This is a genomic window from Nonomuraea sp. NPDC049637 (assembly GCF_040675235.1).
Classification (GTDB): domain Bacteria; phylum Actinomycetota; class Actinomycetes; order Streptosporangiales; family Streptosporangiaceae; genus Nonomuraea.
Map to the genome: position 1 here is coordinate 1 of NZ_JBFAOM010000030.1, position 18,492 is coordinate 18,492.

Sequence of the window (18,492 nt, forward strand, 5' to 3'; positions counted from 1 at the left end):
GTCGCCGGCCCGCTCGCCGAGCAGGGCCCGCCAGCCCAGCAGGTTCAGGGCGCGCGGCCAGGTGCCGAGGCCGTCGTACTGGTGGCTGGAGACGGTGGTGTTGCGGTCGTCCAGCATCGGACACAGCAGGAGCTGGCCGGCCAGGCGCGGGCCGCCGCGGTCGCGGGCCAGCAGGGCGACCCCGGCCGCCAGGCCGCCGCCGGCGCTGCCGCCCATGACCACCACGCGCCCGGGGTCCACGCCGAGCTCGGCGGCGTGCCGCGACATCCAGGTCAGCCCGGCGTAGCAGTCCTCGACCGGCGCCGGGTGGGGATGCTCGGGGGCCAGGCGGTACTCGACGTTGACGGCGACGACGCCCAGCTCCTCGACGAGCGCGACCAGGCGCGGCGTGTCCATGGCCCGATGGCCGGTGATCATGCCGCCGCCGTGGATGTTGTACAGCCCGGGGACCGGGGCCCGCAGGCGGCGCGGGCGCAGGAGCGTGACCTCCAGGTCCGGCGCGCCGGCCGGTCCGGGGACGAGCAGCTCCTCGGCGTCGATCTCGCGGTCGCCGATCACCTCGGCGACCGGCGGCATGGGCATGGCCGCCCCGGCGGCGCGCATCAGGGGGATGGTGTCCAGGGTGGGGGCGGGACCGTCCGGCCGGGGCATGCCGTCCAGGACGGCGGCCAGCGCCGGGTCGAAGGGCACGGGGACGGGAGGCACGGAGGTGGAGGGCCCGAGGGTGGAAGGCGCAGGGTCGGGGGGCACGGGGATGGGGGGCATGGTTCTCCTGGTCACTGCGGTGCGGCGAAGGCGAGTGCCCGTGCCGGGTTCTCGACCATGATCATGTGGATGGCCTCGGGGCTGACGCCGAGGCGGCGCAGGGCGGGCAGGAAGTGCCGCGGGATGTAGTCGTAGCCCTTGCCGCCGTACCGCTTGAGCTGGATCTTCTGGCACACGTCGTGGCCGAGCACGATCTGGCTCGCGTAGCCCCGTTCGACCAGGTCGGCGATGCCGCGCAGGACCTTGTGGTCGCTGCCCAGGACGAGGTGCCCCCACGGGCTGCCCGGCGCGGCCAGGAAGTCGAACTCGACGAAGACGCCGCGGGCCAGCAGCCGCTCGGCGAACTCCGGGCCGGACAGGACGTCCGTGCAGTGGCCCAGGACGACGTTTCCGGGGACGACGCCCTCCTCCTGGAGGATGTCGAGCACCCGGAACTTCTCCTCGCCGACGCCGCCGACGTGGAAGGTGACCGGCGCGCCGGTGACGCGGGCGGCCCGCCCGGCGGCCCGTACGCTCTTGAGCTCGCCCCTGGTCAGCGGCACCGACTCCGCGCCGACCTCGCCGATGATGCCCGCGCGCACGCCGGTGCCGTCGGCCCCGAGCACGACGTCGCGCACGATGACGTCGGCCAGCTCGTCCACGGTTCGCTCGTCCATGTCGGCCGGATGGAACGCCGGCGTGTACCAGCCGCCGCCCATGACGATGTGCATCCCGCTGGCCCGGGACAGCCGCAGCAGCGCCTCGGGGTCGCGGCCGAGGCCGATGGGCGAGACCTCGACCATGGTGCGGCCGCCGCTGTGGGCGAAGGCGAGGGTCTCGGCGAGCATCTCGTCGAAGTCGCCCAGCAGGTCGTTGTCGGCGTTCGGCCCGCCGTGGCGGGTGCGGGCGAGGTTGGCCAGGGTGAGCGGCTCGGCCGCCGCCGGCGCGTCCTCGCCGGGCCGGCGGGACCGGACGGGCCTGCGCAGGTCGATGAAGATGTGCTCGTGCATGGACGTCTGCCCGAGCAGCGCCGGGTCCACCGGGCCGGCGACGGTGAGCGCCTGCCCGGACAGGTCGGGGATGGGGAAGGGGTAGCGGCTCACGAGCCCGCCTCCTCGGTCCGGAACGTGAGCAGCCGCCTCGGGTTGCGCACGGTGACGGTCTCGATCAGCTCGTCGTCGGCTCCGAGCATCCTCAGGTACGGCACGAACTGCCGCAGGACGAACGCATAACCGCCGCCGCCGTAGGCCAGGAGCTGGGACTTGGCCCGTACGCCCTGCGACAGCAGGAGGCGTCCGGCGTGGCCCCGGCGGGCGAGTTCGAGCACGGCCGCGGCGACGTCCTGGTCGTCGGAGACGCTGAGCGCGGTGGGCAGCCTGCCGAGCTGGTCGAACTGCACGAAGACGCCGCGTCCGAGCAGCGGTTCGAGGTCGTCGGGTCGCGGGGAGAGCGCGTCGCAGTGCCCGACGGCCACCCGCGTGAGGTCCGCGCCCTCCTCGGCGAGCAGGTCGAGGACGCGCTGCTGGACGGCCGGGTCCTCGTTGCGGGCCAGCGAGACGGCGGCGCCGGTGGCCGCCGCCGCGCGGGCCGCGGCGACCAGGAGCGCGCGCTCGGCGGGCACGCCGGGGTCGAGCGCGGCCAGCTCGCCGATGACGCCGGCCCGCACGCCGCCCACGCCCTCGGTGAGGTCGCGCATCAGCTCCTCGGCCAGTTCCTCGGCCGGCGCGGCGACGTCCCGGGCGGAGGTCGGGGCGGCGGTGTCCCGGGCGGCGGTCCGTGCGGGGTGGTGCCGGCCGCAGCCCATGACGACGGTCACGCCGGTCTCCTCGGCGAGCCGGCGCAGCCCGGCCGGGTCGCGGCCGAGCCCGTCGGGTGTCAGGTCCACCACCGTGCCGCCGCCTGCCTGCCGGAAGGCGGCCAGCTCGGCGGCGGCCAGGCCCGCGTCGCCGAGCAGCAGGTCGTCCCGGTTGACGGCGCCCATGCCGACCTCGCCGAGCAGGTCCATCGTCAGCGGCGCGCGGTAGAGCCACAGGGCGCCGGCCGCCGTGGGGCGGGTGCGGCCGGTGCGCGCCCATGACTCGGGCGTGTCGTCGGGCGGGGCGAAGTCGCTCAGCAGGTGCTCGTGCGGCAGGACCGCGCCCAGCGAGGCCGCTGGGACCTCGCCGGTGACGGCCACGACCGTGGCATCGGTGGTGGACACACGAGCAATATAGCCCCAGAGCGTCTACAAGTGTAGATAAAAGCGTCAGGCGACTCCGTCCACCGTCCGGGGGACGCCGAGCGGGTTGGCCTCGCGCAGCTCCGGCGGCAGGAGGGGGTCGGGGGTGTCCTGGAAGCACACCGGGCGCAGCCAGCGCTCGATCGCGGTGCCGCCGACCGAGGTCGAGGTGCTGGTGGAGGCGGGGTACGGCCCGCCGTGCTGCATCGCGGGCGCGACCGACACGCCCGTGGGCCAGCCGTCCACGACGACCCGCCCGGCCAGCCCGGCGAGCCTGGCCACCAGGCCGGCCGCCGCGCCCTCGCGCTCGTCGGCCGCCAGGTGCACGGTCGCGGTGAGGTTGCCGGACAGCGCGTCGAGCACGGCGTCCCGCTCGGACTCCGAGCCGTACCGGGCCACCACGGTGACCGGTCCGAAGCACTCCTCCAGCAGCTCGGCGTGGGCGTCGCCGTCCGCGAGCCGCCCGGCTGCCACGGTCAGCACGCCCGGCCGGACGGCCAGCGGCGCGGCGTCGTCCTCGCCCGCGGCCAGCGCCTGCGTGACGCCGGGCAGCTGGGCGCGGGAGCGCACGCCGTCCAGGAAGGCCGCGCGCATGCGCGGGTCGAGCAGCGGTCCGGCGGGCACGGCGGCCGTGACCACGGCGTCGAGCACCGCGTCGCCCGCCGGGCCCGCGGGCAGCAGGACCAGGCCCGGCTTGACGCAGAACTGGCCGAGGCCCTGGGTGTAGGAGGCGGCCAGGCCCGCGCCGATCTCGGCCGCCCTGGTGGCGGCGGCCCGCTCGGTCACCACGACCGGGTTGAGGCTGCCCAGCTCGCCGTGGAACGGGATCGGCCGCGGCCGCGCGGCGGCCAGGTCGTGCAGCGCCCGCCCGCCGCGTACCGAGCCGGTGAAGCCGACGGCGGCGGTCAGCGGGTGCCGGACCAGCTCCGGGCCCGCCGCGAAGCCGTGCACCAGGCCGACGACGTCGGCCGGCAGACCGGCCTTCTCCGCGGCGGCGCGCAGCGCGCGGGCGGTCAGGACGCTGGTCGCCGGATGGTCCGGATGCGCCTTGACGACGACCGGGCAGCCGGCGGCCAGCGCGCTGGCGGTGTCGCCGCCCGGCACGCTGAAGGCCAGCGGGAAGTTGCTCGCCGCGAACACCGCGACCACGCCCAGCGGCACCTTGTAGCGTCGCAGGTCGGGGCGGGGGGCCGGGCGGGCGGCCGGGTCGGCGTGGTCGATGATCACGTCCAGGAAGGCGCCCGACTCGGCCACGTCGGCGAAGGCCCGCAGCTGGTAGCAGGTGCGGGCCAGCTCGCCGGTGAGGCGGACCCGGCCGAGCGCGGTCTCCGCGTCGGCGGTCGCGATGATCTCCTCGCCGCCCTCCTCCAGCAGCGCCGCGGCGGTACGCAGCAGGTCGGCGCGTACGGACCGGTCGGCCAGCGCGGGGGCGGCGGCGGCAGCGGCGCGCACGGCACGGTCCACGTCCTGCGGCGTCGACTCCGCCGCGACGCGCTCGCGGACCTGTCCGGTACGCGGATCGACGCTCAGCACGTCACTCACGGTCTCGTCCTCTTTCATGATCTTCGTCAGGGTTGTCGTCGGCGAGCGCGGCCAGCTCGCCCAGGGGCACCGGGGCCGCCAGGCTCCGGGTGGACAGCGGGCGCAGGTCGCCGGCCGTGCTCTCGCGGCGGCCCAGGCAGGCCGCGACGCCGGCGGTCGCGAACCCGCACACCCGTCCCTGGCACCAGCCCATGCCCGGCCTGGCCAGCATCTTGAGCGTGCGCGGATCGTCGGCGCCCAGGTCGTCGTGGGCGCGGCGCAGGTCGCCGTAGGAGACCTCCTCGCAGCGGCAGACCAGCGTCTCGTCCCGCAGCCAGGACGTCCAGGCGCGCGGCACGGGGTAGGTCCGGTGCATGGCCGCGGCGAAGCGCCGCCCGCGGGCGATCGACCGGCGCAACCGGCCCATGAGCGCCGGGTCGGCCCGGCGGCCCAGCGTACGGGCCAGGGCCAGGGCGCTCAGCCGGCCCTCCTGGCGGGCCAGGGCCGCGCCGCCGACGCCGGTCGCCTCGCCCGCGACGTACAGGCCGGGGACGCCGGTGCGCTGGAAGGCGTCCACGGTCACGACGAGCGAGCCGTCGACGTCCTTCCTGGTGCCGGCGCCGAGCATGAGCGGCAGTTCGAGGGACGGCGTGAACCCCCAGCCGAGCGCGACGAGGTCGGCGGGGATCTCGCCGGCCGGCCCGGCCGGGCGGCCGTCGCGGCCGAGCCGGGCGAGCCGGACGGCCTCGACCCGGTTCTCCCCGAGGATCTCGGTGACCACGGTCCCGGTGCGGTACGGCACGCGGTGGCGGGCCATCAGCGCGGCGTACCGCAGCGCCTCCAGCCCCTTGGCCGGCACGGACGCGGCGCCGCGCGGGTCGCGCAGCCAGCCGAGCGTGGCGTTGGCCTCGGCGACCGCCGCCACCCGCGCCCCGGCCGCGGCCAGGCCGGTGGCGACCGGCAGCAGGAACGGCCCGGTCCCGGCGACGACCGCGCGGCGGCCGGCGAGCGTGCGCTGCCCCTTGAGCAGGGCCTGCACTCCCCCGGCGGCCATCACGCCGGGCAGGTCCCAGCCGGGGACGGGCAGTTGCCTGTCGTAGCCGCCGGGGCACAGGATCAGCGCGCGGGCGGTCACCGTCGTGCCGGACGCCCCCTCCTCGGGGACGGTGGGCGTCGTGCGCAGCGTGAACGTGCCCGTGCCGTCGCGCGTCGCCAGCCAGACCTGGTGGCCGGGCAGGTAGCGGACCCGTCCGGCGGCGGTCAGGGCGCGCAGCCGGTCGCGCAGCCGGGTGAAGACCGGCCAGTCGTGGTGCCCGGCGGCGTCCTCGGGGCGGGCGTGGCGTTCGTCGTAGTGCCGCCAGAACTGGCCGCCCGGCTGGCGGGCGCCGTCCACCAGGGCCACGTCCAGCCCGGCCGCGGCGGCCTCGACGGCGGCGGCCAGCCCCGCCGGGCCCGCGCCGACCACGGCGACGTCGTGCGTCTCACGCATGTGGGCCTCCCTGCTCGCCGTCTTGCTCGCCGTCTGCCGGGGCGTCGTCGCCGAGGCGCATGCCGTCGCGCGCCGGGACCAGGCAGGCGCGCAGGTCGGGGACGCCGTCGACGGTGATGAGGCAGTCGAAGCAGACGCCGATGCCGCAGAACAGGCCGCGCGGCCGGCCCGCCCCGCGGGTGCTGCGCCAGTCGAGGATGCCGGCCGCGACCAGGGCGGCCCCGACGCTCTGGCCCGGTTCGGCGGGCACGCTCGCGCCGCGGAAGGTCATCTGGTGGGTCATCGGCGCCCCTCCTCGGTCGCGGCGGACCCGGCGCCGGGAAACCCGGTGCCGGAAGAACGGTCGGGGGCGGGGAAGCGGTCGGGGGCGAACGGCTTGAGGTCGAGGTCCGGGGTGCGGCCGGTGAGCGCCTGGGCGACGAGCCTGCCGGTGCCCGCGGACAGTCCGATGCCCGCGCCCTCGTGCCCGCAGGCGTGCCACAACCCGGGCGCGCGCGGGTCGGGCCCGATCACCGGCAGATGGTCCGGGCAGTACGGCCGGAAGCCCAGGTACGTGCGCATGGCGCGGACGTCCCGCAACATCGGGAACAGCGCGATCGCCTTGGCCGCCAGCGCGCCGGCCGCCCGCGGGGAGAACGTGCGGTCGAAGCCGACGCGCTCCCGGGAGGCGCCGATGAGGATCGTGCCGCTGCCGGTGCCCTCCACGACGGGCGAGGTCTGCAGGGCGGCGTCGGAGCTGGCCACGTCCCCGACGTACTCGGCGGCGTAGACCTTGTGGCGGATCGTCCGGGGCGGCATGGGCTGGGTGACCAGCACGAACCCGCGCCTGGGCAGGACGGGCACGTGCACCCCGGCCAGGGCGGCGACGTCGCCGGCCCACGTGCCGGTCGCGTTGAGCACCGCCCCGGCGGGCAGGTCGCCGGCCGTGGTGCGCACGCCGGTCACGCGGCTCCCGTCGCGCAGGAAGCCGGTGACGCCGGTGCGGGTGCGCACCTCGGCGCCGTGCGCGCGGGCCAGCCGCAGCAGGTGGGCGACCACCAGCATGGGCTGGACCTGGGCGTCCTGGGGGTAGAAGGCGGCTCCGGCGAGTCCGGGGGCGAGGTGCGGCTCGTAGTCGCGCAGCTCCTGCGCCGCCACGTCGCGCACCTCGACGCCGTGGCGGCGCTGGTGCTCGCCCAGCTCGCGCAGCGAGGCCAGGCCGGGCCCGGACGCCGCGACGACCAGCCCGCCCTTGGCCTCGAACTCCCACAGCCCGGCGTGCTCGGCCAGGTCCTCGCGCCACACGCGCTGGGAGTAGAGCGCGAGGTCCAGCTCGGGCCCGGCCTCCTTGTCGGACACGAGCAGATTGCCCTCGCCCGCGCTGGACGTGCCGCCGGCGATGGCGCCGCGCTCGACGACCACCACGCGCAGCCCGGCCAGCGCCGCGAAGTACGCGGCGGCCGCGCCCACCACGCCGGCGCCGACCACGACGAGGTCGGCGCTCACGGCGTGCCCTTCGCGCCGCCCGCCCGGCGGCTCACAGCAGGAACCCCGCCGGGAAGGGGTCGGTCGGGTCGAGGTGGAACTGCGAGGTGCCGGTGACCCAGGCGCGGCCGGTGATCGAGGGCAGCACGGCGGGCAGCGGGCCGACCGTGGTCTCGCCGAGCAGCCGTCCGGTGAAGCGGGTGCCGATGAACGACTCGTTGACGAAGTCGTCGCCGAGCGCGAGCTCGCCGCGGGCGTGGAACTGGGCCATGCGGGCGCTGGTGCCGGTGCCGCACGGCGAGCGGTCGAACCAGCCGGGATGGATGGCCATGGCGTGCCTGGACAGTTGCGCCGTCGAGCCGGGGGCGGCCAGGTAGACGTGGTGGCAGCCGTTGATGTCGGGCCGCTCGGGGTGGACCGGGCGGTCGTGCTCGTTGACGGCGTCCATGATCGCCAGCCCGGCCGACAGCAGGTCGCCGGCGCGGGCCCGGTCGAAGGGCAGCCCCAGCTCGGCCAGCTCGACGAAGGCGTAGAAGTTGCCGCCGAAGGCCAGGTCGTAGCCGATCTCCCCGAAGCCGGGCACCTCGACCTTGCGGTCCAGCGCGTACGCGAAGGAGGGCACGTTCTGGATGGTCACCGAGGTCGCCGCGCCGTCCTCGACCGCCACGGACGCCACCACGAGCCCGGCCGGCGTGTCGAGCCGGATCGTGGTGACCGGCTCGACCACGGGCACCATCCCGGTCTCCACCAGCACGGTCGCCACGCCGATCGTGCCGTGGCCGCACATCGGCAGCAGCCCGGAGACCTCGATGAACAGCACGCCGTAGTCGGCGTCGGGCCGGGTGGGCGGCTGGAGGATCGCCCCGCTCATCGCGGCGTGGCCGCGCGGCTCGTACATGAGCAGCGTGCGCACGTCGTCGCTGTTCTCCATGAACCACAGCCGGCGCTCGGCCATGGTCGCCCCCGGGATGGCGCCGACGCCGCCGACGATCACGCGGGTGGGCATGCCCTCGGTGTGGGAGTCGACGGCGTGGAAGGTGCGGCGTGATCTCACTTGTAGCCCTTTTCCAGGACGGCCTCGGTGTCGGCGGTGATGCGGGCGACCAGCTCGGGCGCCAGCGGCAGGCGGGGCGGACGGCAGGCGCCGCCCCTGCGCCCGGCCAGGTCCATGGACAGCTTGATCGACTGCACGAACTCGGGCTTGGAGTCCCAGCGCAGCAGCGGGTGCAGGTCGCGGTAGACGCGCAGCGCCTCGGGCAGGTCGGCGGGGTCGCCCGAGGTGGCCAGCCGGTACAGGCGGGTCGTGGACTGCGGGATCATGTTCGGGTACCCGGCGATCCAGCCGACGGCCCCGGCCAGGCCCAGCTCCAGCAGCACGTCGTCGGCCCCGATGAGCAGGTCGAGCTCAGGCGCCAGCTCGGCGATCTCGTACGCTCGGCGCACGTCCCCGGTGAACTCCTTGACGCCGACGATCAGGCCCTCGTGGTACAGCTCGGCCAGCAGCGCGGGGGTCAGGTCGACCTTGGTGTCGAACGGGTTGTTGTAGGCCACGACCGGCAGCCCGGCCTTGGCGACCTCCCGGTAGTGGGCGACGACGGCCTCGCGCGGGGCCCGGTAGGCGTTCGGCGGCAGCAGCAGCACGGACGTGGCCCCCGCCTCGGCGGCCTGGTCGGCCCACCGGCGGGCCTCCATGGAGCCGTACGCGGCCACGCCCGGCATGACGCCGAATCCGGGCGGCGCGGCCTGGACGGCCGTCTCGACGACGCGGGCCCGCTCCTGCGACGTGAGCGTCTGGTACTCGCCCAGCGAGCCGTTGGGCGTCACACCGTCACAGCCGCCTTCGGCCAGGAAGCGCACGTGCTCGGCGAACCCGTCGTAGTCCACGGAGAGGTCGTCGGCGAAGGGCAGGGCCGTCGCGACGTGGATGCCGCGCCACGGCGTGGCGGAGGTGGTCATGCTGAGGTCTCCTCACATGGGGATATTCGAGAGATTATGCGGTGCAATGTCACAGCGACTACCTACCCGGCGGCCATCCACTTCTCCAGGCCGTCGGCGTCCAGGGGCAGCGCAGCCGACAACACGTCGGCGCCCTGCTCGGTGACCACCAGGTCGTCCTCGATCCGGACGCCGATCCCGCGCAGCTCCGGCGGGACGGTGAGGTCGTGCGGGTGGAAGTACAGGCCGGGCTCCACGGTGAGCGCCATGCCGGGGGCCATGACGGCGTCCTGGTAGGCCTCCTGGCTCGCCCGGCCGCAGTCGTGCACGTCCAGGCCGAGGTGGTGGCCGACGCCGCAGACCAGGTGGCGGCGGTGGTGCTGGCCGGCGTCGGACAGCGCCTCGTCCACCGAGACCGGCAGCAGGCCCCAGCCGGCCAGGCCGTGCGCGACGACCTCCATGGCGGCGTGGTGGAAGTCGCTGAAGCGGCGGCCGGGGGCCACGGCGGCGAGCGCCGCCCGGTGGGCGCGTTCGACCAGGTCGTGCACCTGCCGCTGGGCCGGGGTGAAGCGGCCGGAGACGGGGAAGGTGCGGGTGACGTCGGCGGTGTAGCAGCTCTCCGCCTCGACGCCGAGGTCGAGCAGGAGCAGCTCGCCGGGGGTCACCGGGCCGTCGCAGCGCACCCAGTGCAGGGTGGGCGCGTGCGGGCCGCCGCCGACGATGGAGGGGTAGCCGGGGCCGTTGCCGTAGGCGCGGGCGTACCGGTCGAAGGTGCCCTGGAGCCATCGCTCGCCGCGCCCGGCCACGGCGGCGGGGATCTCGCGGACGACCTCGGCGAAGCCCTCGACGGTGCGGTCCACCGCCTCGCGCAGCTGGCCGAGCTCCCAGTCGTCCTTGTACATGCGCAGCTCGGCGAGGACCCGGGCGGCCTCCTGGTCGTCCGTCACCTCGATGGTCAGCTCGGCCAGCGGCTTGACCGGGACGCCCAGCGCCTTGGCCCAGTCGTCCAGGCCGGGGGCGGCGCCCACCCACAGCTCGCCGTACCTGGAGTCGGTGAAGAACGCCGGGTCGCCGGGGCGGGCGGGCGGCGGCACGTAGAGCGTGGCCTCGGCGCCCTCCAGCACGACGACGGCGTTCTCGATCTGGCAGCCGGTCAGCCAGACGAAGTCGCTGCCGGCGCGGAAGTCGTAGGCCATGTCGTTGCTGCGGATCGGAGCCTGCCCCGCGGCCAGCACGACCTTCCGGCCGGGCAGCGCCTCGGCCAGCCGCGTCCGGTGGGCGGCGGCGGCCTCGGCCGCGCCGGGCACCACGCGCGGCGTGCGGTCGGGGGCGCCCCAGCCGGTGTTCATGTACGCGGTGAACGCGGGAATCTCGGACAGCCTCGGGGGCCTGCCGTCACGCACCGGGATCACTCCTTCCATAGGGCTCAGTAATGTGTGGCATTGCACTGAACACTAAGACGGCGGAAGCCCGCCGCCAAGAGGTGACCAGAAAAATCCGCATATCGTGACAAAGGCTCGGTTACGCTGCGGGAGCCACGCGATCAACGAGCACACCCAGACCCCGCAAGCGGACGAGCACGGCGGGACGAGAGACGGGAAGAACGATGACCTCTTGGATCCTCATCGTCGTCGGCGTGCTGCTGGCCCTGGTCGGCGGGCTCTGGGCGCTCCAGGGACTGGGCGTGGTGGGCGGCAGCGTGATGACCGGCGACACCGCCTGGGCGGTCATCGGTCCGGTGGTCCTGCTGGTGGGCGTCGCCGTCGTGGTGATCGGCCTGCGCCTGCGGCGTTCGCCGTCGCGCTGAACGCGTCGATCCGGCCCGGGGAAGCCTGAAGCCGGTTGCGACCGAACGCGGCGAGCCGGCCCGGGAAGCCTGAGCCGACCGCGATCCGGGCGGCCGTCCGGTCAGGAAGGTTCTGTCGCAAATGGCCTAGAATCCGACAGATGTCCCCCGCCTCCGCCCGGCTGGCCTGGCTGGACGCCCTGCGGGGGCCCGCCGCGCTGGCCGTCACCGCGCACCACGCGGGCTGGTCCTTCGTCCCGGCCGCGTGGGCGGTCGTGGACCGCAGGATCGACCTCGGCACGTGGGGCGTCTTCGTGTTCTTCCTGGTCAGCGGCTACATCATCCCGGCGTCCCTGGAACGGCGCGGCGACCTGCGCGCCTTCTGGACCGGGCGGGCCTTCCGCCTGCTGCCGCTGCTGCTGGCCGCCCTCGGCCTGGCGTCCCTGCTCGCCCTCGCGGGCCTGTTCCCGCTGGATCCGCGCCTCGGCGAACGTCCCGCGCCGCTGGTCGCGCTCGGCAACCTGACGATGCTGCAGGAGCTGCTCAACCTGCCGCCCGTCATCGGCGTCACCTGGACGTTGTCGTACGAGATGGCGTTCTACCTGATCAGCGTGGCGCTGTTCGCGACCGGCCAGGCCCGCAGGTCGGCGGGGATCGCCGTCGCGCTGGCGGCGCTGGCCGTGCCGGCGGGGCTGCTGCTGCCGGGCGCGTCGATCAACGGCGGTGCCGACCTGACCGCCGCGCTGCTGGTCCTCGCGGTCGTGGCGGCGATCGCGGTCACCGCCCTCGGGGACGGCCGGGCCCGTACGGCGGCCGCCGCGGCGGGCGGGCTGCTCGGCCTGGCGCTGGTGGTCCTGGGCAGCCGGGCCGGCACCTGGCAGGGCGTGATCATCCTGGCGGCCATGTTCGCCGGGACCGCGGTGCACCGCGCCGAGCAGGGCGCGATCTCCTGGCGGACCGCCGGGCTCGCCTGCCTGGCGGTGGTGGCCTGCGGCGTCCCCGCCAAGGACGACCCGGGATGGGCGCCCGCGCTCGTGCTCGCGTTCGCCGTGTTCGGGGTGGGGCTGGCGTTGCGCCACAGGACGTTCCCGCGCGTGCTGACCCGGCTCGGCGTGATCAGCTTCTCCGTCTACCTGCTGCATCCCCTGCTGCTGCGCCTGCTGCCGAACCTGGTGCTGTACTACCTGGTCCTGATCCCGCTGTGCCTGGTGACGTACCACGTGATCGAGGCCCCGGCCCAGCGGCTCGGGCGCCGGCTGAGCGGGTCACGCGCCCCCGTCCAGAAGTAGGGACCGACGCCGCGGGCGGGCACCCCCCAGCCCCCGCCCGCGCGTCCGGTGCCGCGAGCGGGTCCCGCTCGCGGAGGTGGCCGCCGTCGTCAGGCGACCACGAGTGACTGCGCCCTGAACTCCCTTCCGGCCACGATCTCGGAGACGAACCCGTCGGGTCCGACGGGACGGTCGCCGATCAGCGTGACCCGGTGCAGCGTGCGCGGCACGTCGAGGTGGTCGAGGTCGGACGGGGCGAGGTGGGCGGTGGCGCGGTTGTCCCAGAAGGCGACGCTGCCGGGCTGCCAGCGGAACCGCACGGTGTACTCGGGCCGGGTGAGCTGCTCGTACAGCAGGTCGAGGATGCGGCGGCTCTCCACGGCCGACAGGCCCACGATGTGGTCGGTGAAGCCGGGGTTGACGAACAACGCCCGCTCACCGGTCTCCGGATGCACCCGCACCACCGGGTGCACGGAGATCAGCAGGTTGTCGTTGATGCGCTTGACCAGCTTGCCGTCCTCGTCGGCGGCCTGGTAGCCGGCCAGGAAGCGGTGCTCGGCGCGCAGGCCGTCCACCAGGTCGCGCAGCGGCGCGGACAGGCCCTCGTAGGCGGCCACCAGGTTCGTCCACTGGGTGTCGCCGCCGAACTCCGGCACGGTCTCGGCCCGCAGGATCGAGGCGGCGGGCGGGTTGACGGCGGCGGTGACGTCGGTGTGCCAGCCGGAGAAGTAGGAGTAGCGCCTCCGCTGGTAGAGCTCGCGGTAGTTGACGCCGTAACGCTTCTCGTACCGGCGCGGGTCGATGGTCAGGATCTGCGGGAACTCCTCCGGCGGCGCGTCCTCGTGCGGGTGGGCGTGGGTCAGCTCGCCGAACTGGCGGGCGAAGGCGATCTGCGCGGCGTGGTCGAGCTCCTGCCCGCGGAAGAACACGACTTTGTACGCGAGCAGCGCCTGGCGGATCTCCTCGACCACGGACGGATCGAGCGGGTGGGCCAGATCGACGCCGGTGATCTCGGCGCCGATGTGCCCGGCGACGCGCCGGACGGTGAGCACGCTGGTGGGGGTCGACATGGTTCGGCCACTCCTCTGAGCTTCGGGGAAGGTCTGGGGGAAGGACGCTCGCGCGTCCGAGGAGAGCGGGGACCCGGAGGTCACCGCACGGCACAGAGCGCGCTCGCCTGCCGCCGGAGGTCGACGTGGAGGCGGGCCACCAGAAGGCTCTTCACGCCTCTGATCCTGCGCGAAATTTCCCACAAAAGCAATAGGTAATACATGAAAACTGGTCAGCTCGTGCCGGGGCCGCCGTCCGTCACCGTGACCCGGCCCGAGTACGCCGAGGTGCCGTCCGGGTTGAGCTGGAGGATCGGGATCTCCTTGGTCTGGCGGGCGCCGCCCTCGACGATCCTGATCGGGCCGCTGGCGCCCTCGACCGACACCGTGCCGCTGGTCAGCATGTTCGCCATGTCCTGCGGCGAGGGCACGTCCGGCTCGCGGGCGAACGCCTTGGCCGTCTCCAGGGCCACGAACATGGCGTCGTGGTGCATGATGGCCATGCCGTCGTCCAGGCTCTCGTGCGGGAACAGGCGCCGGAAGCTGTCGGCGTCGTCGCCCTCGAACCTGGCCCGGATCGCCGTGAGCACCCCGCCGCCGGGCAGCGCGAGGCTCGCCGGGTGGGCCAGGGCCGTGTAGAAGAGCCGGATCCGGGTGTCCCCCCACATGCCGAGGTCGACCTTGCGGTTCATCTCGCTGGCGTCGTCGCCGGTGACCACGGTGACGCCGGGCCGCACGCACCGCTCGCGCTGGCTGAGCGCCTGCATCAGCGCGGGCAGCTGCTCGCTGCGCCCGGCGTACAGGACGGTGTTCGCGCCGGAGTTGCAGACGCGCTCGGCGATGACGTCGAGCACGGTGCCGGAGAACCTGGTCGAGGAGTCGAAGGACAACTCCATCACGCTCTCCCGGCCGGCCAGCGAGCCGGTGTAGAACCGGGCGAGGGTCTTGACGTAGCTGTCGGCCGGGTTGAGATCCTTGATCACGACCGCCTTGAGCCGGGGGTTGACCTTCCTGGCGTGCACCACCCCGGCCTGGGCCTGCTCGCTGTTCAGCGCCGCGACGCGGGCCAGCCCGGGGAAGCCGGTGAGCTCGTCGGAGGTGATGACCGCCGAGACCATCGCGTACCGGCTCGCGCTCAGGGCGGCGACCGTCCTGCGGGTCGCGCCGGTGCTGGCGCCCAGCCCGGTCACCGCCACGATGTGCTCCTGCGCGGTCCGGTCCCGGACGGCCTCGACCGTCGGCTCCCAGTCCTGCGGCCCGTCGCTTGCGACCAGCACCCGCACGTACGGCGGCGAGGACGGCTGCCGGTTGCGCCACACCTGCGCCAGGTGGATGCCCTCCAGGCCGTGCCTGATGCTCTCCCGGTTCAGGGCGATGTCGGTGAGCGAGCCGGTCATCGGGAACATCGCGACGACGGTGACGTAGTCGTCCGGGTGCTCCTTCTCCACCGCGGCGTTCTCGGCGGCGATGCGGCTCATGACCGGGACCAGGTCGGGGCCGAAGGCGTCGCTGTCGTCGGTGAGCCGCGACGTCCTGACGTACAGCCCGAGGACGACGACGGCCGCCACGACGAGCACCCCGGCCAGCGCCCTGCGCAGCAGGACGCGATTGCGGCGGCCCGCCGCCCACTTCGCACCGACCTCCGCCGGCGCCGGATCGCCCGCCCCGGCCGTGCCGAGGTCACCGTCGTCGCTCATACCTGTCGGCCTCCCGTAACAAGATCGCCGGACTGGTGGTCGACCGCCTGGCCAGGTCCCGCAGCCCGCGCGCGACCTGCTCGGCCCGGCTCCCGGACGGGTCGAGCAGCGGGTCGAGCCAGAACCAGCGGTCCACGACCAGGGCTCTGACCACGACGAGCCAGTCCCCGCGCTCGTGCGGGGCGGCGGTCGCCACCAGGGAGTCGTACAGCTCGTCCAGGGGGGTGACCAGCGGCAGCCGGTTGGGGGCGGTGGTCACCTCGTTGAAGCCGGCCAGCCATTCCGGCAGGCGGCTGCGGCCGTCCTCGCGCACGTCGAGCCGGTCGAAGAGCCGGTGCAGGTGATCGGCGACGTGGGTCAGATGGCCCTCGGGGTCGCCCCGGCCGACGCGGGCCAGGCGGTGGTGCAGGCTGCGCGGGTTCTCCTCGCCGCCGGGGCCGAGGTGGAACCGTTCCAGGTCGCCGTGCACGTCGTCCCAGCGTCCGGTGACGGCGAGCCGGTGCAGCAGCAGCCGCCGCAGCCACGGATGGATCACGGTGACCTGCGGGCCGCGCGCCCCCTCGTAGCGGCCGTGCGGGTCCCGCTCCTCCGGGCGGCGGTCGAGCCAGAGCTGGTCGGCCAGCTCGTTGCGCAGGTTCGGCGTCCGGCCGGCCCGTTTGAGCAGGGCGCTCTCGGCGTCGTCCACGTTCCTGGCCGCCGCCCAGTCGGTGAGCTCGTCCAGGTGGGCCAGGTGCAGCCGGTCGGGCCAGCGCAGCAGGTCCTCGCGGCACACGACGGCGCGGAAGGCGTCGTCGTCCTGGGCCGTGGCGGCGAGCCTGCCCAGGCGCCGGGTCACGGCCGGATGGCCGCCGGTCAGCTCCCGGACGGCCGAGGCGTAGGCGCGCGACCTGTCGGCCTCCAGCGGCGGCATCAGCACGGGGTACCACCACGGCTGCTCCCGGGCGTCGTAGCCGGCCCGCCAGTCGCGGTAGCTCGCCTCCGCCAGCGTGGGCGGGTGGGCCGCGCCGGGCACCACCGTGCCGGGACGCGCCCACGAGCCGCCCATCGGCAGCCACTCCCTCGACTCCGCCACCACCAGCAGCGGGTCGGCGCCCTTGGCCGGGCCGAGCGCCCTGAGCAGCGCGCGGCCCGCCGCGGTCTCGGCCCCCTCCAGCAGCAGCAGGCAGCTGCGGGCGTGGCGGTGGCTCTTGGACCAGGAGTCGGTGAGGTCGGCGACCAGGGCCCGGCACAGGATCGCCCCCGCGGACCCGGACGGGTCGCCGCCGTGGCCGTCCCGCCGTCTGGCCAGATCGATCACGTTGCCGTTGGCCATCTGGGCGGCCAGCCACGTCCTGCCCTTGTCGTTGAGCAGCCTGACCACGCGGCGGCGCTGGCCCCGGGCGGCGTACTGGAGCACCGAGGTGAGCGCGGCCAGCGGCTCGGCCCCCGGGATGCGGCCGAGCAGGTCGCGCAGCAGGGACAGGGCGTCGGACAGCCGCTCGGGGTCGCCGCCGTCCACGAGGTCGTCCAGCTCGCCGGCCAGCTCGTTGTCGGAGCGGTCCCGCGGGTCCAGGGCCAGCACGTGCAGCGCGAAGACCACCCGGGGCAGCCGGACGCTGGAGGTCTCCATCAGGTCGTGGGCGATGCGCTCGACCGTCTTGACCACCGGCGCGTCGCGCAGCCCCGGCAGCCGGAAGTCCACCCGCACCCGCGGCGAGTCGGGCCTGGTGACGCTCCGCCAGACGCGGGTGAGGCACACCTCGCGGTCGGTGCCGTCGGGGCCGAGCAGCACGATGACCGGGAGCCGGTCGCCGCTCCCCAGCGGGAGGCACTCCTTCGTCACCAGGCGAAGGTGAGCGTCGTTGAACGAATCCGCCATCGCAGCAACCTGCCGGGTCGTCGTCAGCTGGTGCGTGCCCGAGGGAGCCCCGAGAGTGAGCCCCACGGGTGAGCCCGGGTGAGCATCGCCCCGCGGACGCTCGTTTCCATCATAGAAACGAAGTACCGGGCGACGGCGGAAGAATCCGGATGAATGCGGAGCCTCCGGCCAGGGCCGGAGGCTCCGGCCCGGGTCAGGGGTGCGGGCGCTCGTCCACGACCTGCAGCACCTTCCCGGTACGCGGGTGCGTCACCAGCTCCGACGGCCGCACCCATTCGACGGCCAGCGGGTGCACCAGCCCCTCGTCCACGGACTTCGGGTAGAGCGGCTTGGCCGCGTACACGGCGTCCACGAGCCGCTGGGTCAGGCCGGGCGGCGGCTCCTGCGTGCAGGCCAGCCGGAGCAGCAGGCCGTCCTTGCCGTCCCAGCGGCGCTGGACCATCTGCATCGCCGACATCGCCCGGTCCGGGTCGGCGGCGACCAGCACGGCCCGGACGGCCTCGCTGGACATCGCCACCGTCTCCACCCTGGCCCCCTCCGACGTCCTGCCGACCAGCCGGAAGGCCCGGCAGTCCGCGTCGGTCCACTCCCCCAGGTCGCCGACCGGGTAGCGGATGACCGGCATCAGCGTCCTGAACAGGTTGGTGACGACCACCCGCCCGCGCACGCCGGGCATGGTGACCGGGTCGCCGGTCACCTCGTCGAGCAGTTCCACCAGGGTGCGCTCGGGGAACGCCTCGTGCACCCGCACGTCCGCGCCGGCCACCGGGCCGCCGATCAGCCCGGCGTCCACGGAGGCGTAGCCGAGCGAGGCGATCGCCGCGCCGGGGAAGGCCTTGGCCAGCTGCGGACGCAGGTCGTCGAAGAGCAGGTCGCCGGCGAACAGCAGCAGCTCCACGGTGTCCGCGCCGCGCCCGCGCGCGATCACCGCCTCGGCCACCTTGCCGAGCTTCATCGGCGGCCCCGCCAGCACGTGCACGCCGAACAGCTCGATCAGGTCGGCGATGTAGCCGTCCTCGGCGTGGCAGGCGATGGGCAGGCGCACGTTGTCGACGGGGGCGTTGTGCAGGGCGTGCTCGATGTAGAGGAAGCCGCCGTACATCGCGCCGGCGGAGAACAGGTTCGCCACCCGGTGGCCGGGACGCAGGCCCGCTCTCACCATGCCGGCGCCGAACGCGGTGACCGAGTCGGCGTGCTCGGAGCGCGTCCAGGGGGAGAACTTGGGCGCTCCGGTGGTGCCGCCGGAGGCGTAGACGCCGGCGTCGGTCAGGGGGCCGGTCAGCAGCCTGTTGCCGGGGTGGGTGTTGGCGGCCCAGAAGGCGTTCTGGTCGATGATCGGCAGCGCGGTGAGGTCGTCCACGCCGTCGGGCAGGTCGCGGTAGAGGTCGGCGTAGAACGGCGAGTGCCGCCGGGCGAAGCCGATCAGGTCACGCAGGGACTTGGCGGGCATGTGTCACTCCTCG

The 18,492-nt window shown here is 74.7% G+C and carries 17 protein-coding genes; 2 read left to right on the plus strand and 15 right to left on the minus strand.

All coding sequences use genetic code 11. The annotated features are described in order from the left end of the window. The 10 genes from AB0J71_RS33070 to AB0J71_RS33115 form a co-directional block, all read right to left on the minus strand. Positions 1-765 (minus strand): alpha/beta hydrolase fold domain-containing protein (locus AB0J71_RS33070; protein ID WP_364417790.1); only part of this gene is annotated, 765 nt, incomplete at its 3' end. A gap of 11 nt (positions 766-776) precedes the next feature. Continuing rightward, the gene (locus AB0J71_RS33075) at positions 777-1,847 is read right to left on the minus strand and encodes an aryldialkylphosphatase (RefSeq protein WP_364417792.1); all 1,071 of its coding nucleotides are present in this window, start codon (positions 1,845-1,847) and stop codon (positions 777-779) included. Continuing rightward, positions 1,844-2,944, minus strand: a complete 1,101-nt coding sequence (locus AB0J71_RS33080; RefSeq protein ID WP_352324715.1) for a phosphotriesterase — start codon at positions 2,942-2,944, stop codon at positions 1,844-1,846. The genes AB0J71_RS33075 and AB0J71_RS33080 overlap by 4 nt, the downstream gene beginning before the upstream one ends. A 45-nt stretch (positions 2,945-2,989) precedes the next feature. Further along, on the minus strand, positions 2,990-4,504 hold the full coding sequence (locus AB0J71_RS33085; protein WP_364417794.1) for an aldehyde dehydrogenase (NADP(+)): 1,515 nt from the start codon (positions 4,502-4,504) through the stop codon (positions 2,990-2,992). After that, positions 4,497-5,972 (minus strand): NAD(P)/FAD-dependent oxidoreductase, encoded by a 1,476-nt coding sequence (locus tag AB0J71_RS33090; RefSeq protein WP_364417796.1) that lies wholly within the window; start codon positions 5,970-5,972, stop codon positions 4,497-4,499. The genes AB0J71_RS33085 and AB0J71_RS33090 overlap by 8 nt, the downstream gene beginning before the upstream one ends. Beyond that, positions 5,965-6,255 carry a (2Fe-2S)-binding protein gene (locus AB0J71_RS33095; RefSeq protein ID WP_364417798.1) on the minus strand — a complete coding sequence of 97 codons (291 nt, stop codon included), beginning with the start codon at positions 6,253-6,255 and terminating at the stop codon, positions 5,965-5,967. The genes AB0J71_RS33090 and AB0J71_RS33095 overlap by 8 nt, the downstream gene beginning before the upstream one ends. Next, positions 6,252-7,457, minus strand: coding sequence for an FAD-binding oxidoreductase (locus AB0J71_RS33100; RefSeq protein ID WP_364391323.1), 1,206 nt, complete (start codon positions 7,455-7,457; stop codon positions 6,252-6,254). Before AB0J71_RS33100 ends, AB0J71_RS33095 begins: the two co-directional genes overlap by 4 nt. Before the next feature lie 31 nt (positions 7,458-7,488). Continuing rightward, complete coding sequence (locus tag AB0J71_RS33105) at positions 7,489-8,490, minus strand: proline racemase family protein (RefSeq protein WP_352329986.1); 1,002 nt, start codon at positions 8,488-8,490, stop codon at positions 7,489-7,491. Then, on the minus strand, positions 8,487-9,392 hold the full coding sequence (locus AB0J71_RS33110; protein ID WP_364417800.1) for a dihydrodipicolinate synthase family protein: 906 nt from the start codon (positions 9,390-9,392) through the stop codon (positions 8,487-8,489). Before AB0J71_RS33110 ends, AB0J71_RS33105 begins: the two co-directional genes overlap by 4 nt. 62 nt (positions 9,393-9,454) lie before the next feature. Next, positions 9,455-10,774, minus strand: coding sequence for an aminopeptidase P family protein (locus AB0J71_RS33115; protein WP_352329982.1), 1,320 nt, complete (start codon positions 10,772-10,774; stop codon positions 9,455-9,457). Positions 10,775-10,977: 203 nt separating this feature from the next. Between AB0J71_RS33115 and AB0J71_RS33120 the strand changes: the two genes are divergently transcribed. Beyond that, positions 10,978-11,178, plus strand: coding sequence for a hypothetical protein (locus tag AB0J71_RS33120; protein ID WP_352329981.1), 201 nt, complete (start codon positions 10,978-10,980; stop codon positions 11,176-11,178). A 140-nt stretch (positions 11,179-11,318) separates the two neighbouring features. Continuing rightward, entirely contained in the window at positions 11,319-12,446 is a 1,128-nt protein-coding gene (locus tag AB0J71_RS33125) for an acyltransferase family protein (RefSeq protein WP_364417802.1), read from the plus strand. Between the two features lie 89 nt (positions 12,447-12,535). Here the strand turns inward: AB0J71_RS33125 and AB0J71_RS33130 are convergent, their stop codons facing one another. The 5 genes from AB0J71_RS33130 to AB0J71_RS33150 form a co-directional block, all read right to left on the minus strand. Then, on the minus strand, positions 12,536-13,495 hold the full coding sequence (locus tag AB0J71_RS33130) for a TauD/TfdA family dioxygenase (RefSeq protein ID WP_364417804.1): 960 nt from the start codon (positions 13,493-13,495) through the stop codon (positions 12,536-12,538). A gap of 80 nt (positions 13,496-13,575) precedes the next feature. Beyond that, a complete protein-coding gene (locus AB0J71_RS33135; protein WP_352324370.1) occupies positions 13,576-13,698 on the minus strand; it encodes a putative leader peptide in 123 nt (40 codons plus the stop codon). A gap of 9 nt (positions 13,699-13,707) precedes the next feature. Further along, positions 13,708-15,171: a hypothetical protein gene (locus AB0J71_RS33140; RefSeq protein ID WP_352324371.1), complete on the minus strand. Its 1,464-nt coding sequence runs from the start codon at positions 15,169-15,171 to the stop codon at positions 13,708-13,710. After that, positions 15,155-16,993, minus strand: a complete 1,839-nt coding sequence (locus AB0J71_RS33145; RefSeq protein ID WP_364417806.1) for a hypothetical protein — start codon at positions 16,991-16,993, stop codon at positions 15,155-15,157. The genes AB0J71_RS33140 and AB0J71_RS33145 overlap by 17 nt, the downstream gene beginning before the upstream one ends. A 229-nt stretch (positions 16,994-17,222) precedes the next feature. Then, complete coding sequence (locus AB0J71_RS33150; RefSeq protein ID WP_364417808.1) at positions 17,223-18,479, minus strand: hypothetical protein; 1,257 nt, start codon at positions 18,477-18,479, stop codon at positions 17,223-17,225. Between the last annotated feature and the right edge of the window lie 13 nt (positions 18,480-18,492).

Excerpts from the sequence above, each read along its gene's own strand:
- AB0J71_RS33120 (WP_352329981.1), top strand. The coding sequence starts at position 10,978 with ATGACCTCTTGGATCCTCATCGTCGTCGGCGTGCTGCTGGCCCTGGTC.
- AB0J71_RS33150 (WP_364417808.1), bottom strand. The coding sequence starts at position 18,479 with ATGCCCGCCAAGTCCCTGCGTGACCTGATCGGCTTCGCCCGGCGGCAC.
- AB0J71_RS33125 (WP_364417802.1), top strand. The coding sequence starts at position 11,319 with ATGTCCCCCGCCTCCGCCCGGCTGGCCTGGCTGGACGCCCTGCGGGGG.
- AB0J71_RS33095 (WP_364417798.1), bottom strand. The coding sequence starts at position 6,255 with ATGACCCACCAGATGACCTTCCGCGGCGCGAGCGTGCCCGCCGAACCG.
- AB0J71_RS33135 (WP_352324370.1), bottom strand. The coding sequence starts at position 13,698 with ATGTATTACCTATTGCTTTTGTGGGAAATTTCGCGCAGGATCAGAGGC.
- AB0J71_RS33110 (WP_364417800.1), bottom strand. The coding sequence starts at position 9,392 with ATGACCACCTCCGCCACGCCGTGGCGCGGCATCCACGTCGCGACGGCC.
- AB0J71_RS33130 (WP_364417804.1), bottom strand. The coding sequence starts at position 13,495 with ATGTCGACCCCCACCAGCGTGCTCACCGTCCGGCGCGTCGCCGGGCAC.
- AB0J71_RS33140 (WP_352324371.1), bottom strand. The coding sequence starts at position 15,171 with ATGAGCGACGACGGTGACCTCGGCACGGCCGGGGCGGGCGATCCGGCG.
- AB0J71_RS33090 (WP_364417796.1), bottom strand. The coding sequence starts at position 5,972 with ATGCGTGAGACGCACGACGTCGCCGTGGTCGGCGCGGGCCCGGCGGGG.